The organism is Chitinophaga sp. H8, assembly GCF_040567655.1.
Lineage (GTDB): Bacteria > Bacteroidota > Bacteroidia > Chitinophagales > Chitinophagaceae > Chitinophaga > Chitinophaga defluvii.
In genome coordinates this window covers 1,846,803-1,862,594 of record NZ_JBEXAC010000002.1, presented here as the reverse complement: position 1 = coordinate 1,862,594, position 15,792 = coordinate 1,846,803, and the positions used below count along the sequence as shown (strand labels likewise).

12 protein-coding genes are annotated in these 15,792 nt (G+C 45.5%); 4 read left to right on the top strand and 8 right to left on the bottom strand.

Annotated elements, in window-relative coordinates:
* Window positions 1–187: 187 nt before the first annotated feature.
* A complete protein-coding gene (locus tag ABR189_RS21435; protein WP_354662527.1) occupies window positions 188–832 on the top strand; it encodes a hypothetical protein in 645 nt (214 codons plus the stop codon).
* 96 nt (window positions 833–928) lie between these two features.
* A complete protein-coding gene (locus tag ABR189_RS21430) occupies window positions 929–3,346 on the top strand; it encodes an ABC transporter permease (RefSeq protein ID WP_354662526.1) in 2,418 nt (805 codons plus the stop codon).
* A 12-nt stretch (window positions 3,347–3,358) separates the two neighbouring features.
* Here ABR189_RS21430 and ABR189_RS21425 read toward each other — a convergent pair whose 3' ends face one another.
* On the bottom strand, window positions 3,359–3,955 hold the full coding sequence (locus ABR189_RS21425) for an RNA polymerase sigma factor (protein ID WP_354662525.1): 597 nt from the start codon (window positions 3,953–3,955) through the stop codon (window positions 3,359–3,361).
* Window positions 3,956–4,107: 152 nt separating this feature from the next.
* Between ABR189_RS21425 and ABR189_RS21420 the strand changes: the two genes are divergently transcribed.
* Window positions 4,108–4,479: a transmembrane 220 family protein gene (locus tag ABR189_RS21420; RefSeq protein WP_354662524.1), complete on the top strand. Its 372-nt coding sequence runs from the start codon at window positions 4,108–4,110 to the stop codon at window positions 4,477–4,479.
* A gap of 64 nt (window positions 4,480–4,543) precedes the next feature.
* On the opposite strand, the gene ABR189_RS21415 is transcribed toward ABR189_RS21420, so the two are convergent.
* From ABR189_RS21415 to ABR189_RS21385, 7 genes are all read right to left on the bottom strand, one after another.
* Complete coding sequence (locus tag ABR189_RS21415) at window positions 4,544–7,954, bottom strand: ThuA domain-containing protein (protein ID WP_354662523.1); 3,411 nt, start codon at window positions 7,952–7,954, stop codon at window positions 4,544–4,546.
* A 24-nt stretch (window positions 7,955–7,978) separates the two neighbouring features.
* Window positions 7,979–8,722 (bottom strand): ThuA domain-containing protein, encoded by a 744-nt coding sequence (locus ABR189_RS21410; RefSeq protein ID WP_354662522.1) that lies wholly within the window; start codon window positions 8,720–8,722, stop codon window positions 7,979–7,981.
* A gap of 71 nt (window positions 8,723–8,793) precedes the next feature.
* Complete coding sequence (locus ABR189_RS21405) at window positions 8,794–9,516, bottom strand: 3-keto-disaccharide hydrolase (protein WP_354662521.1); 723 nt, start codon at window positions 9,514–9,516, stop codon at window positions 8,794–8,796.
* 141 nt (window positions 9,517–9,657) lie between these two features.
* On the bottom strand, window positions 9,658–10,077 hold the full coding sequence (locus tag ABR189_RS21400) for a c-type cytochrome (protein WP_354662520.1): 420 nt from the start codon (window positions 10,075–10,077) through the stop codon (window positions 9,658–9,660).
* 223 nt (window positions 10,078–10,300) lie between these two features.
* Window positions 10,301–11,356 (bottom strand): sugar phosphate isomerase/epimerase family protein, encoded by a 1,056-nt coding sequence (locus tag ABR189_RS21395; protein WP_354662519.1) that lies wholly within the window; start codon window positions 11,354–11,356, stop codon window positions 10,301–10,303.
* A 125-nt stretch (window positions 11,357–11,481) separates the two neighbouring features.
* Complete coding sequence (locus ABR189_RS21390) at window positions 11,482–12,648, bottom strand: Gfo/Idh/MocA family protein (protein ID WP_354662518.1); 1,167 nt, start codon at window positions 12,646–12,648, stop codon at window positions 11,482–11,484.
* A 15-nt stretch (window positions 12,649–12,663) separates the two neighbouring features.
* Entirely contained in the window at window positions 12,664–13,938 is a 1,275-nt protein-coding gene (locus ABR189_RS21385; RefSeq protein WP_354662517.1) for an MFS transporter, read from the bottom strand.
* 326 nt (window positions 13,939–14,264) lie between these two features.
* Here ABR189_RS21385 and ABR189_RS21380 point away from each other — a divergent pair, with 326 nt between their 5' ends.
* On the top strand, window positions 14,265–15,677 hold the full coding sequence (locus ABR189_RS21380; protein WP_354662516.1) for a right-handed parallel beta-helix repeat-containing protein: 1,413 nt from the start codon (window positions 14,265–14,267) through the stop codon (window positions 15,675–15,677).
* Window positions 15,678–15,792 lie beyond the last annotated feature (115 nt).

The following is a 15,792-nucleotide window of genomic DNA, read 5'->3' as shown; positions in this document are numbered from 1 at the left end:
ATATGTACCGATTAACCCTGTTGCACAATAATTATTGTTGAAATACCATTGTTATTAAACCATTGTACAATGCCCCCTGAAAAGCTGAAAGCCCTTATTAAGCAAGGAGAAGGTTACCATCCCGAAAGTACGATTGTCAGTGAAAGCATCCCATCCCAGAACCATACACCACTTAAACATATATTATATGAACAGCTTTATTATTTCTTCTAATTGGCAAAAGAGCGGCATTAAAGATCCTGATAAGATGATTTCAAAAGTTTTCACGCATTACCCCCTATCATCCTACAGGATGTTTATCAGAGACGTAGTACAATATGTTTTATCCTTCCAAAAGATTGATTATCACAAAAAGGATTTATTACATCTGTTTAAAATGCAGGAAGCTGCTATCATTGCTGCATCATTGATAAACATGGAAGCGCGGAAAAATCCGGTTATTATTAAAGCTGTGCATTTGACTCAGCTGGATCATTTTACTATTCAGGAAGAAGAACAGGCACAATGGGACGATATACCCCGCACACTTTCATCAGATGAAGTACTTAACCCTTACATCACCTTGAAATATTTTTTCAAACACCATAATTTAAAAACCTGGCAGATGATATTGAAAAAACTGTTTCATTATTCCAAAACCAAAAAATTTGCTTTCCAAGATTCTTTACTTATCAATCCTATTGCTACCTGCGATTATTTACTAAAACTAACAGAAGCATTACACCTGATCTACGTAAGGGAAATATTCCCTGCAGCAAACATCCGACCCCAGTGCCGGGCTATCCTCAAAACCGAACAGCCGCCTGTAACGAAACCGGACACATTTATATAAAAAACATATATAAGCTACTATTTAGACAACCAATAGAAAAATGGCATTCTGTTAGTGTTATTCCTCTCACACAGTGTATTTTTACAAACATTGATTATGTTCAAAAGCTACTTTAAGATTGCCTTTCGTAACCTGTGGAAGAATAAAGCATTCTCCGCCATTAATATATTTGGCTTGTCCATCGGGATCGGTACCTGTCTGATCATTCTGTTATTTGTACAGCATGAACTTAGCTATGACCGTTTTAATAAAAAGGCCGACCGTATTGTGCGGGTAGTATTTGGCGGTCATGTGAAGGGGGAACAGATGAAAGAAGCCAATGTATTTCCTCCGGTAGCGCAGGCCTTACTCAATGATTATCCGGAAGTACAGGAAGCTACGCGCATTTGTCCGGGTGGTGCACCCCAGGTCACTTATAACGAGAAAACATTCCAGGAAAATTCCTTCGCCTATGCAGATGCCAGTCTGTTCAGCGTGTTTACCCTGCCTCTTTTGGCCGGGGATCCAGCTACCGCACTGGCAGCACCTAATACCATGGTGATCACCAAAGCAATCGCGCAAAAGTATTTTGGAAATGAAAATCCTATTGGTAAAATACTCAGCTTTAAAAGTTGGAATACGGCTTATAAAATAACCGGTGTGATTGACAAGGTGCCGGAAAATTCACATTTTCATTTTGATATGTTTGCGGCCATGTCCAGCCTGCCGGATGCAGCCTCCAACAGCTGGATGACTTCCAACTACTATACTTACCTGGTATTGCCGGAAGGGTATGATTACAAAAAACTGGAAGCCAAGCTCCCCAAGACGGTAGAGAAATATATGGGGCCTCAAATACAGCAGGCCATGGGACTAAGCCTGGCACAGTTCAGAGCAGGCGGTAATGATGTAGGGATCTACCTGCAACCACTCACAGATATTCATTTACATTCTGATTTTACCAATGGCCTGGAGCCTGGCGGAGATATCCGTTATGTATATATTTTCAGCGCCATTGCCTTGTTCATGCTGCTGATTGCCTGTATCAACTTTATGAACCTCTCTACCGCTACGGCCAGTACACGTGCCAAAGAAGTAGGTATCAGAAAAGTAATGGGTTCTCTGAAAGGACAACTCATGGGACAGTTCCTCATGGAATCTGTGCTGCTAACCGCTTTTGCCCTGGTGCTGGCGGTTACTTTTGTGCTGTTGGCACTGCCGGTATTTAATGACCTGGCAGGCAAAAACCTGAACCTGCAATTGTCTTCCCACCCCTGGTTCCTACCCGGGCTATTACTGTTGGGATTGCTTACCAGCCTGCTGGCAGGTAGCTATCCGGCATTTTTTCTCTCCTCCTTCAAACCAATAGCTGTACTGAAAGGAAAGGCTACCTCCGGAAAAAGAAGTATCGGGTTGCGCAGCTCCCTCGTTGTTTTCCAGTTCTTCGTTTCTATTACGCTTATGGTGGGGACCGGGGTAGTGTATAACCAGCTTTCCTTTATTCAAAATAAAAAGCTGGGCTATGAAAAAGAACAGGTGATGTTGCTGCCGGACTCCTGGATGCTGGGAGACAAAGCCAAAGCATTACGCACACAACTGGAGCAGGATCCTAACGTAGTAAGTGTCAGCTCATCCGGCTACCTGCCGGCCGGCCCCAGTTATAACAACAACTTTTTCATTTACGAAAATGATATTGCTGCACAGATAAAAACTATCCGGTATGATGTGGATGACCACTACATCCCCACGCTGGGTATGCAACTGGCAGCAGGCAGAAATTTCTCCAAAGAATTTGCCGGCGATTCATCCGGTATCATCATCAATGAAACCACGGCCAGGTTGCTGGGCTGGGGCAGCCATGCGCTGGACAAAACCCTTTCCCATGCAGATAACAGTGGTACTAAAACCACCTACCATGTCATTGGGATAGTAAAAGATTTTCATTTCAGATCATTACATGAACGTATTGCTCCACTTGTGATGACGCTGGGGAATTATAACAGTACCCTGATCATAAAAACCCGCGCCGGGGATATTGCAGCATTTATCAGCAGTACACAAAAGAAATGGGAAGCGCTGGGCACCGGTAATGCTTTCAGTTATGCATTCCTCGATGAGCGTTTTAACAACACGTACCGGGCAGAGCAAACCACCGGCCAGCTACTGGGTATTTTTGCGGGACTCACTATTTTTGTGGCTTGCCTTGGGCTCTTTGGTCTGGCCACTTTCACTGCCCGGCAGCGTCATAAAGAAATAGGTATCCGGAAAGTGCTGGGGGCCAGCGTTGCAGGTATTGTGTCCTTGTTATCAAGAGATTTTCTGAAGCTGGTGGGGATCGCATTTATTATTGCAGCGCCGATTGCCTGGTATATTATGGACCAATGGCTGCAAGGCTTTGCATACCGTATCAACATCTCCTGGTGGACTTTTATCCTGGCAGCAATAGCAGCAGGTATTATTACTATTGCGACGATCAGTTTTCAGGCCATAAAGGCTGCTTTTGCCAACCCGGCTGATAGCTTGAAAACTGAATAAACAGCATCGTTATTACCTGACAAACCAACCCGATACCAACGATATCAGTACAGAAATATATCCCATTAAACGGCGTAACTGCAGCATCCCTTTGTGCGACAGATTAATCACCGACTGATAATTGATGCCCATTACGGTAGCTACTTCCTGATAAGACAATTCCTCGTAATACCGCAGATAGATCACCTCCCGTTGCCGCTTAGGCAGGGAGGCCAGGTACTGCACGATCTTATCCCGCCTGGCGCTTTCCTGCTCTTCTTCGATGATAATATCTTCCGGGGAAAATACGATGTCAGGTGCACCGGGAACAATGATCTGGAGATGGCGCAGGCTGCGTAACTGATTGAGCGCCTGCCGGCGGAGGGCAGTGAAGAAAAAGGCACGTACGTGCTCTAATGGCCCTATACGCTCTTTTTTAAACCATAATTTGATAAACAAGTCCTGAATTACATCGGCTGCCAGCTCCTCATCATTCAGCATCGCACTGGCATACCGGTATAACACCGGATGTAACAGCTCATGCACCTGCGCATAAGCGCGGGCATCTCCCTGCAATACTTCCTCCCAGTACCTGCGCAAAAGTTCGTCCTGATTAAGGGTTGCTGACATTCATGGATTTTACATAACAAATTTAAGCTAACTCACAACTAACGTAAAATAAGGCTTATTTCCCGCTCCTCCTCACAAAAACACTCCCCTTTATCACATTTTGTGTATGTTTATCGCTAATATATAAAACTATCTAACAAATCTGTTTTACAATGAAAGTGTTCAACATCTTTTTTTGTGTAGTATTTGTAATATTTGCGGGGTTACAATACAATGATCCGGACCCGTATATCTGGATACCCATTTACGGGTATAGTGCGGTATTATGTGCGATGGCTGCCAGGGGGCATTTTCACAGGCGCGCCTACGTTATCGGTATCCTGGTATACCTGGTTTATGCGGTGTACCTGTTCTTTACCAAAGATGGGGTAATAGACTGGGTTACACAGCATGATGCTGCCAACATCGCCGAAACCATGAAAGCGGAAAAGCCATGGATTGAAGACACCCGCGAATTCTTCGGATTATTTATTCTCATCGTAGTGTTAGGCATTAATTATTTCTATGCCGGCAAACGGAAATAACGGATAAACAAAAGAGGCTGTCTGTACGACAGCCTCTTTATGTTTATCGCTGTTAAAAGCGTTGTTACTTAGCGTTCAACTGGAATGCATCTATTCCCAATTGCACTTTCTCATTGGCATCTGCCGCCTTGTACCGTATGTACAGGGTATGAGGTTTGCCATCTATAACAGGTGCAAAGGAAATCACCGCCTGATTTATCTGGTCCTTTTTAGCACCAGGTCCGATCGTCACTTCTCCCAGCTTAGTACCTTCTGCACCATCCAGCAGCACTTCTACAACATAACCATATTGTAATGCTTCTTGTGCACCATATAATACCGTAATACCGGTTACATCCGTAAGATCGATATTCTTGTAAGTGCTCCAGCTTTGTGCAGATGGGATGATCAGTTTCATGCCATTTACCTCTAAGGAAGACAACCCATCGGCCTTACTATAGTCCTCTGCCTGTATCTTGGAATTACGCAGTTCTGCTACTGCAGTACCGGTAATTGGTTTAATACCCGCGCCGCCTTTATCTGTGTAGCTGGCCAGCAGGTATAAGATCCCTTTGTCTTTCAGCTCTTTACCGGCAGTAGGGTCTATCGTTCCGGTCAATGGCAGGGAACTTGCTTTCGCGGCGCCACCACCCATAGAGAAGATATACTCCACAATCTGTTTGGCTTCTCCTGTACTGATCGTAGGATGGGCAGCCATCGCTGTTTCTCCCCAAACACCACCACCACCGGAAATGATCTTTTTAGCCAGGTATTCCGGAGATGCAGGATCATCCTTGTATTTCGCAGCTACCTCTTTAAAGGATGGCCCGATGGACTTTTCATCCAGTTTATGACAGGTTTTACAATCGCTGGATTCCATGATATTCTTACCTGCAATCGCACCGGAAATGATCTGATGGCCCTGTGGCAATCCTGCTTTATCCTTTCCTTCCATATAATCTGCCTTGATATAAGCATTGCTTACATCCAGTTTACCATCTGCAGAATTACCGTCTTCCTTGTCGGTAATAGTTACCGCATAGCTTACTTTTTTACCAGGGAAATAGAACATCTTGTTGCCAATGATATCTATTTTCACCTGTGGCGTTTCATTACCTGCATACAATGCGATTTCACGGCTGCGGGTACGGGCACCTTTATCATCCACTACCTCTACAGATACCGGATACTCTCCACCAGTGGTGTAGGTAAAGGTAGCTTCCGGTTCAGTAGTTTCTTTTTTACTGCCATTTCCAAAATACCAGAGATAAGTCAGTTTATCACCATCCGGATCTACGGATCCTTTCGCACTCAGCTTCACGGTAAATGGTAAGCCACCAGTGAGCTTATCCACTTCCAGTTCTGCTTTAGGAGCACGGTTACCTCCATTGTAATCTATACGTGCCAAACCGGCGTCTGCATTTTTACTGAACCAGCCATTACCGTATTCCAGTACATACAGGCGTCCATCCGGACCCATTTCCATATCAATAGGTGCATTGAACTTGGTATCAGGCATAAAGCGCTCCATCTTGGAATAATCCCCGTTTTTATCCATGGTAACAGCCATGATCCAGCCCCTTATCCAGTCGTAGATAAACAGCTTGCCATTATAGTAATCCGGGAAACGGGTTTCTTTTGGATAGAACTCGCTGTAGTATACAGGTCCGGCTTCTGCATTACGGCCACCGCTACCCACCTGCGGGAAGTCGGGCGACTTATCATAAGGATACCAGATAAATGCCGGTTGTGCCGGTGGTAATTCTTTTAAACCGGTATTATTACGTGAATTGTTGATCGGTTTAGCCGGATCAAAAGGAGGGCCACTTTCGCCGGTTTCGTAGTTATATGCGCGGTATGCATAGTTATTACCTACAAACATAGGATAACCAAAGTTGCCCGGCTTTTTAGCCTGGTTTACTTCATCATAACCACGAGGACCACGTTCCGGATCATCATGGTTGGCATCCGGACCTACCTCACCCCAATACAGGTAGCCCGTTTTACGGTCTACAGATATACGGTAAGGGTTACGGGTACCCATGGCATAGATCTCTGGTCTGGTACCTTCCGTACCTTTCTTAAAGAGGTTGCCATCAGGGATGGAGTAAGAACCATCTTCGGCTATTTTGATACGCAGGATCTTTCCGCGCAGGTCATTGGTATTGCCGGAGCTACGGCGGCCATCATATTGCAGGTGACCAGGGCGGTCGTCCTGCGGGCCAAAACCATTGCTCACATATTTTTGCCCGGGCTCATTAAATGGTGTGGTATTATCCCCAGTAGATAAATACAACAGGCCATTAGCATCAAATGTAAGGGAACCACCGGTATGACAGCAGATATTACGCTGGGAATAAAGCTCCAGGATGATTTTTTCTGATTTAAGGTCCAGCTGGTTGTTTTCAAACTTAAAGCGGGACAACCGGTTTACTGAAGTATCTGCCGGAGAATAATAGGCATAGATGTAGTGATTGTCCTTGAACTTGGGATCAGCAGTAAGACCCATAAAACCTTCTTCTGCGTTTACATTAGGCACAGTGGTTTTATGATATACATTCAGGAATCCCACCTGTGTCAATGCTTTGGTAGCCTGATTGTAGTACATCAGCTCACCACGGCGCTGCGCGATCAGAATGCTCAGGTCTGGCAGGATAGCCATCTCCGTTGGTTCAAAGAATTGTCCGGTTGTCAACACATTTTTGGTAAAGCGGTCGGCATCCGGTACGCGTAAAGCAGTTACACGGGAATAATCCAGTACCTGGTTTTTACCGATAGCATATTTAATACCACCAAGTATGTGTTGCAGGAAGTTAGGTTCTGTATATGTTTCGGCGGTATGACCCAGTTCTGTATAAAAAGCACGGCCACCATCAAAATCATGGTACCAGCTGATGGGATGATCTGCGCCCATCTTACCACCTTCATAGGTTTTCTCATCTACACTCATCAGCACGGTGGTTGATTTGTTCAACTTCTTGAAGTTGTACCATTCGTCTGTATGTTCCCATTGTTCAGGCAGGCTGGTAGTAGCCGGAAAACTTTTATCCTTTACTGTCAGCATTGCTTTGTGTACACCAGGGGGATGGCTTTCAAAATAGCCACCTACCAGTTGTCCGTACCAGCCCCAGTCGTATTCCGTGTCTGTGGCGGCATGGATACCTACAAAACCGCCACCGGCCTGTATGTATCTTTCAAAATCGGCCTCCTGGTAGTTGTTCAGTACATCACCGGTAGTGTTCAGGAAGATGACTGCTGCATACATTTGCAGGGAATCTTCATTAAAGCGGTCCGCATTTTCCGTAGTATCTACTTCAAATCCGTTTTCAGCGCCGAGTTGCTGTATCGCTTTAATACCGGCAGGGATAGCATCATGCCGGAAGCCCATGGTTTTGGTAAATACCAATACCCGTGGTTTTCCCGGCCTTGTTTTCTGGCAGCCGGACATACCTGCGCCCAGCCCCAGTAATAACAGAAATACAATGATTGACCTCATTTAGAATAATTGGATGATTAAGTATTATTTCTTTTTGCCCATAGCATATTTGATCCCGCCCAGTAAATGTTGCAGGAAAAGCGGTTCTTCATAAGACTCTTTGATATGCCCCAGTTCTGTATAAAAAGCGCGGCCTCCATCATACTCGTGGTACCAGGCCATCGGGTGGTTGTCACCATTTTTACCACCTTCATAGGTTGTTTCATCAATTTTGATCAGTACATGTACATCAGGGTTCATATTCTTGAAGTTGTACCATTCATCTTTGCGCTTCCACTCATCGGGTAAATGTTTGGTAGAAATATGATGATGGTCTACTACGTGGAGGGTAGCTACCTGCTGGTGTGGATGGCTTAAAAAATAAGCCCCTACCAGTTTGTTATACCATGGCCAGTCATATTCTGTATCAGTAGCCGCATGAATACCTGCAAACCCACCACCATGATGGATATAATTTTCCATGGCTTCCTGTTGTGCATTATCCAGCACATCACCGGTAGTGCAGGAAAAAACCACCGCCTTATATTTTTTCAGGTTTTCGGTGGTAAATACGCTGGCATCTTCCGTGGTATCTACCACAAAGCCATTGTCATTACCCAGTTTTATCAGTGCCAGTTTAGCAGCGGGGATACAATCGTGCCGGAAACCCATTGTTTTTGAAAACACCAGTACTCTTGGTTTGGGTTTGGCATAGGTGTGGGAAGATACCAATACAGCCAGCAGTAGTGTTAACAGACCTGTGGCATACTTTTTTACAGGAACATGCATGGACGTGAAATTTGAGCTTTTATTAAAAAAGAAAGCACCGGTAGTTATTGCCGGTGCTTTTTTATAATTACTTACAGCAAACGGATCTTTATATTGCGATACCATACTTTATTGCCGTGGTCCTGTAATGCGATGCGGCCTTTTGGATATTTAGCAAATCCTTCCCAGTCTTTGAATTTGCTATCTGCCAGCATTTCGTTCCACTCTGCCGAGCCAATGGTAGTTTCTACTGTTTTCACTCCATTGAGCCACAGGGTAAGCTGACCATCTTTTTTTACAATTTTGGCCACGTTCCACTCACCTACCGGCTTGGCAGCACGTTTTACTGATTTTTTCAGGTCGTACAGGTCGCCTGCATTATGTTTTACGATTTTCCCATCGGAGTGCTTATCATCATCCAGCACCTGCATTTCAGGACCGGTGAGGAAGGTAGCACTGTACTTAGGATCTTCGTGTACGCTGAAGATAATACCGCTGTTACCTCCTTCGGAGATTTTCCAGTCTATCGACAGCTCATAATTTTCATATTCATCGTTGGTAACCAGGTCTCCACCGGGTGCACCATTTTTCTTTACTTCCGGATCAAATTCCAGTGCGCCATCGGTTGCTTTCCATGCCGGGCTTACTTTGCTGCTCAGGTAAGTATGCCAGCCGTTGGTGGTTTTACCATCAAACAGCAGCATCCAGCCATTTTTCTTTTCTTTGGCTGATAAGGTATTTGCTTTTTGTGCCATTACTGCAGAAGTGCTGAATAATGCACCCATGATCATTGCAGAGAATATTACACGTTTCATAATTCCGATTATTTTAAGGTTGTTAATTCCTGCTGTATATTAAAATATTTCCGCAATAACACTCCTTTCTCCGTTTGTATTTGTTATCAAACGGCAGCATGGTCCATACGTTGCTCCGGTTTTTCAGGCCGGAGATGATGATTACTTAACTGATAAAATGTATTTCACCATTTCTTTGGCATCTTCCACTTTCACGTCAGGGTGAGGCAGCATCGCAATTTCGCCCCAGTTGCCGGAACCACCGTGGATGATTTTTTCCGCCAGTTTGGTTTCATTCTCCGCGTTATCCGGATATTTGGCGGCTATTTCTTTAAAAGATGGGCCAATCAGTTTTACATCTTCCTTATGACAGGTTTTGCAATCCAGTTGTGCCATCAGTTGTTTTCCTCTTGGTTCTGCATTTGCAGAAGGTTTGATCATGGAACTATCTACTGCGCCCCCTTCCTGGCTGCCAGCGCTGGTATTGGCTTGTTGATCACCACTGTTACTGTTACTGCTTCCGCCACAAGCTGCGAAGAATAATGCACTCAATACAAACGGCGCCAAAAGTCTCTTTCTCATAATTTGATAATTGTTAGTCGTTATTGTTTTATTTGTTTCGTGAAAGGCCTGTCTTTCCTGCCGGGTGTAATACACCCTATGGAATTACAGGCGGATTAATCGTTTTAGTAAAACAGGCCGTTAATTTAACCATTTATCATTAAACAAGTGCTCCTTATATTTTAGATGGTTAAAGTAACGGATAAAGGCTGCGCAGGCAGCATTATGCCCGGATGGCGGGAGCTTATCCCAATCCCAGTACTTTTTTATTAAATACTTCATCAGAACCTGTACCGGCAAAGTCGTCAAAAGCTCTTTCGGTAACGCGGATGATATGGTCTTTGATGAAAGGCGCACCTTCGCGGGCACCATCTTCCGGATGTTTCATACAGCATTCCCACTCCAATACTGCCCAGCCGTCAAATCCGTATTGGGTCAGCTTGCTGAATACGCTTTTAAAATCTACCTGCCCATCGCCCAGGGAGCGGAATCTGCCGGGGCGTTCTAACCAGCCCTGGTACCCGCCATAAACGCCGGAGCGTCCGGTGGGATTAAATTCTGCATCCTTTACGTGGAAGGCTCTGATCTTTTCATGGTAGATATCTATATACTCCAGGTAGTTCATACACTGCAGCACAAAATGACTTGGATCATACAGCAGGCAGGCACGGGCATGATTACCGGTAGCTTCCAGGAATCTTTCATAGCTGGCACCATCATGCAGGTCTTCCCCAGGATGGATCTCGTAGCACAGGTCGATTCCGTTGGCATCACACTCGTTCAGCAGCGGCAGCCAGCGTTTGGCCAGCTCTTTAAAGCCGGTTTCTACCAGTCCTGCCGGACGTTGCGGCCAGGGATATACGGTTTGCCACAGCAAAGCACCACTGAAGGTACCCATGGCTTTCAGCCCCAGGTTCTTGCTGGCGCGGGCGCCGTATCTGATCTGGTTCTCTGCCCACTTCGTACGTGCAGCAGTGTTACCTCTTACCTGCTCCGGTGCAAAGCCTTCAAACAATTCATTATACGCCGGATGTACTGCTACCAGCTGTCCTTGCAGATGCGTGGACAACTCCGTAATTTCCAGACCAGCTGCATTCACAATACCCTTTATCTCATCTGCATACGTCTGGCTCTCCGCCGCCTTTTGCAGGTCTATCAAACGGGTATCCCAGGAAGGGATTTGCACACCTTTAAAACCTAATCCGGCTGCCCATTCACAAATAGACTTCAACCCATTAAATGGTGCTGTATCTCCCATGAACTGCGCCAGAAATATACCAGGACCTTTGATTGTTTTCATATTCTTTAGCTTTTAGCTGTTAGCTGTTAGCTACCAGCGGTTATTTTTTTAAGCTATTAGCTGTTAGCCATTAGCTGAAGAACTTGCATTACAAAAGCTAAAGGCTAACAGCTAACAGCTAATAGCTACACCTCAAATACCGTCCACTTCTGATCGCTGTTAGACGATTTCACGACGTTGTCGATGAAAGCCATGCCACGTACCCCATCATCCACGCTGGGGAAATCCAGCGCTTCAGGAGATGGTTGCTGGCCATTCAGCTTGGCGGTGAGTGTAAGCGCAAAGTTGCGGTACAGGTTGCCGAAAGCTTCCAGGTATCCTTCCGGATGTCCACCCGGTGTACGGCAGTTGTGCAGTGCATAGCTAGACAGATGTCCGGTGTATCCACCGCCGGCGCGGTATATTTCGGCAGGTTTGTCCAGCCATTTTACCAGCAGGGTATTAGGCTCATGTTGTGCCCATTCCAGCCCGCCTTTTTCGCCATATACGCGTATTTTCAAAGCATTTTCTTCACCGGCAGCCACCTGTGATGCCTGTAGTACACCGGCAGCACCATTATCAAAGCGCAACAGTACACCACCATCATCATCCAGCGCACGGCCAGGAACCTGAATGGTCAGGTCGGCACACAGCTTTTCAATTTTGGCACCGGAAATATATTCAGCAAGATTAGCTGCATGGGTACCAATATCTCCCATACAACCACTTTTACCAGAACGTTTAGGATCTGTTCTCCAGGCGGCCTGTGCATTTCCTTCTCTTTCACTCATTTTGCTCAGCCATCCCTGCGGGTATTCTACCCATACTTTCCGCACCTTGCCCAGTGCACCTTCCTTGATCATCTGACGGGCCTGTTTTACCAGCGGATAGCCGGTATAGGTATGTGTCAGCAATAAGGTAAGACCGGTTTGTTCTACCTTGGCTTTCAGCTGCTTCGCCTCATCCAGGGTGAAGGTGATCGGTTTTTCGATTACCACGTTAAAACCTTTGTCCAGCGCCATCATAGCAGGTTCAAAGTGCGCAAAGTTGGGAGTAACGATCGTTACAAAATCCAACCTTTTATCAGCAGGCATGGCTGCTTCTTTTTCCAGCATGGTTTTAAAGTCGGTATAGATCCGGTCGTCTTCCAGGAAAAGGGATTTTCCGGAATCCTGTGCTATTTCAGGATTAATACTCAACGCACCAGCTTTTAATTCTATCAGCCCGTCCATATTGGCGGCTATACGGTGGATGGCACCAATGAAAGCGTCTTTACCGCCTCCAATCATACCCATTCTTAACTTACGGTTCATATATCGGTCTTTTTATTACGCTGTTTGTAATGGCTGGCTTTTCTTCGTGCGTGTGTAGAAGAAAAGTCCGGCAAAAATGACGATCAGTATAATAGGAATAATTAATGTTACCCTTAATATTTCAGGTCCGGCTACTGACTCTGCCTGCGCATAGGCGGCGGCTTCAGCGGTACCTGCTGCTGCCGAGCGGAAGGCATCCAGTGTAGCACCGGCAGGCAATTGCGAACTGATAATACGATCATAAAATCCACCCATAAAGAAGGTGTAGATAGATACGGCAAACATACCTGCACCTCCCATCAGGTTCATCCCCAAGGCGCCGGAAGCAGGAATATTCTCCGATACAAACCCGAGCATACATGGCCAAAAATACGTAACTCCCAGCCCAAATATAAAGGCCGCCACAAAAATCATATTACCAGATACAGTACTTAACATATATAAGCCTAATGCCGACAGGATCGCTGACAATAATAATACGCCTGTAGGTGATATCTTATGTACCACCGGACCAGCTACTGCCCTGCCCAGGGTTTGTACACCTGCTGTGAGGGCCAGGATCAGGATCGCATTGCCGGTTACATTTTTCAGCAATACGCCTACCCATTGCCCGGTAAACAGTTCTGTGATAGCAGTACCAAACATGCAGATGAACATAAAGATAAACAGCGGACTACCCACGGCTTTATACATGTCTTTGTTGGAAACACCCTGTGAAACCCTTTCTGTAACCGGGAAATCCAGCTTTAAAAACAGGTAACCATAAATCAATGTAGGAATAATCATGCTGGCAACCTGTATTTTCCAGCCAATGCCTGCCATATCCAGAAAGAATACAATCAGTGTACCGACTACGATACCGCCGGGGAACCAAAGGTGAAAATGGTTCAGCTTGGTGGTTTTGTCGTTCGGGAAGATCGTTGCTACCAAAGGATTACACGCTGCTTCCACCGTTCCATTGGCCAGGCCGATAAACAGCGTGGAAATAAACAGGGACCAGAAGCCCGAAGCAAATACGGTGAGTACAATACCAATGAGATGTAAGAAGAATGCTGCTACCAGCAACCTTTTCATACCAATGGCATCCACGATAAACCCGCCAAATACTACCGCCAGCGGGAAACCCCACATAGCCGTTCCGGCTACAATAGCCAGCTGCTCAACGCTCAGATGATACTCTACTCCCAGCCGTCCCAATATACCGGCACGAATACCGAAAGAAAGGGAAGTGACCAATAACGCCAGACAACTGGCAACAAATAATTTCTGCGGCTGGATCGCCTTTTCCATAAAACGTGAATTTTAGTTGAAATCTTAAAGTGTGTATAAAACCTTTAAATTTATAAAAAGTATTTTCATATTTCCATCTTTTATTGATGGCTAAAAGTATTTTTATTGGAAATTTTCATTTACGAGAACGCTACCCGGTAAATTTATCGTTAAAATACAGATTATCAGCCATTTACTTCACCAACTTATCTTTCTTTGCATTCGTTTGCAAAAGCAACAATAATCCCCTAATTTACAGTGATCGCTTTATACCTGTGCCACCTGGCTTGCTGTAACCCAATTAACCCTTTTTCTTATTTCAATGAATACCCAAATCCACACCTTTTATGAAGACACACCATTCATTTCGCCGGAATCCAGGCATCCTGGTCATGCTTATCCTTGTTTTATACGGTCTTACTTTTTCCAGCTGCCGCCGCAATATGCTGGAAAAAGATGCCCTGCGCCATGAGCAGGACAATAACAAAAGCCTGCTGTCTGGCAGGGAGTTTACCCTTGTTCCGGACGCCAACGGCCGTTTATTTGTTGACAATGCCAGCAATTACTATCAACCGGGGGATATCCTCAATTTAACCGGGAGTTTCTCCGGTATCTATTTTTCCAATCTCAGCGGCTCTCTGTCGGATCCTATTATTATACGGAATGGTTCCGGCGCGGCCACTACCATCGGCAATCCCAGCTGGAATGGCGGATCATGGGCAGAAGGGCTGGTATTTACCAATTGCCATCATATCAAACTGGGCGGACGCAGCAGTCAATCCGATTTTGTGATCAACGGCTCTACACAACCTGCGCGACAAGCCTACTTCAACCTGGTACTGCGCCAGCATACGGATAATTTTGAAATCACCCTCCTTACTATCAACAACGGCGGTACCGGCATCTGGGCTAAAACAGATCCTGCACTTACGGACACTGCCAGCTGGTATCCCAATACACAGATGAATAACCTGAAGATCCATGACATCACTGTAAACGGGACCTACAATGAAGCCATGTATATTGGTCATACTGCCACGTACTGGGATCTTACCAACAACACTCCCAAGTACGATACACTTTTTACACCTGGCCATTTTTACGTACAACCCATCAAATGGTATAACGTGAAAATATACAACAACCTCGTAACAGGTTCCGGTGCTGATGGTATACAAACCTCTGCCATTGATGTACTGGAAATTTATAACAACGAAGTAACCAACTGGGCTACACAACAAAACTACTCCCATAACGGTGGCATTCTGATTGGTGGCCGCACCACGAATACCAACACGCACGATAATTATGTGCATGACGGCTGGGGGGAAATGTGCCAGTTCTATGGCTCGGGAGAAAATGCCAGCACCCATATTATTCATAATAACCTGTTCCGGGATAACCAGGCACAAAACAGTGGCATCAGTATGAGAGGTTCCCATAATGCCATTGTACAGATCACCAACAATACCATTTCAAAACCAGGAGGGGTATGTTTAAGGATCAACGGGCAAACGGGACAAACAGGCGCCCAGATCGTGAATGCCAATGCCTTCATACAACCCAGAACCGGAGGTGGGGTTATTTATCCTACCGCTTATATCTATACGGAAAATGGGGGTATCGCTACGGAAGGTGCCGGCACCAATGTAAATACCAGGTTCCTCACCGTGGCCGCTGCCAATGTAGATGTTAACAATTATTACCTGCCTAATACCGGCTCTCCGATGGGCGCTTCGGGGTATAGAAAAATACCCTGATCATAACTTACAGAAGTCTGGCAGGCACAGGTAAAGCAACAACCTGCTTAGTAACAAAATACCGGGGCTGACCAAAAATGGTCAGCCCCGGTTATATATGACAGCGTGTTTTATG

Bases quoted from the DNA above. Each gene is read 5' to 3' on its own strand.
- ABR189_RS21395 (WP_354662519.1), bottom strand. From the start codon at position 11,356: ATGAAAACAATCAAAGGTCCTGGTATATTTCTGGCGCAGTTCATGGGA.
- ABR189_RS21435 (WP_354662527.1), top strand. From the start codon at position 188: ATGAACAGCTTTATTATTTCTTCTAATTGGCAAAAGAGCGGCATTAAA.
- ABR189_RS21415 (WP_354662523.1), bottom strand. From the start codon at position 7,954: ATGAGGTCAATCATTGTATTTCTGTTATTACTGGGGCTGGGCGCAGGT.
- ABR189_RS21400 (WP_354662520.1), bottom strand. From the start codon at position 10,077: ATGAGAAAGAGACTTTTGGCGCCGTTTGTATTGAGTGCATTATTCTTC.
- ABR189_RS21420 (WP_354662524.1), top strand. From the start codon at position 4,108: ATGAAAGTGTTCAACATCTTTTTTTGTGTAGTATTTGTAATATTTGCG.
- ABR189_RS21425 (WP_354662525.1), bottom strand. From the start codon at position 3,955: ATGTCAGCAACCCTTAATCAGGACGAACTTTTGCGCAGGTACTGGGAG.
- ABR189_RS21390 (WP_354662518.1), bottom strand. From the start codon at position 12,648: ATGAACCGTAAGTTAAGAATGGGTATGATTGGAGGCGGTAAAGACGCT.
- ABR189_RS21430 (WP_354662526.1), top strand. From the start codon at position 929: ATGTTCAAAAGCTACTTTAAGATTGCCTTTCGTAACCTGTGGAAGAAT.
- ABR189_RS21405 (WP_354662521.1), bottom strand. From the start codon at position 9,516: ATGAAACGTGTAATATTCTCTGCAATGATCATGGGTGCATTATTCAGC.
- ABR189_RS21385 (WP_354662517.1), bottom strand. From the start codon at position 13,938: ATGGAAAAGGCGATCCAGCCGCAGAAATTATTTGTTGCCAGTTGTCTG.
- ABR189_RS21410 (WP_354662522.1), bottom strand. From the start codon at position 8,722: ATGCATGTTCCTGTAAAAAAGTATGCCACAGGTCTGTTAACACTACTG.
- ABR189_RS21380 (WP_354662516.1), top strand. From the start codon at position 14,265: ATGAAGACACACCATTCATTTCGCCGGAATCCAGGCATCCTGGTCATG.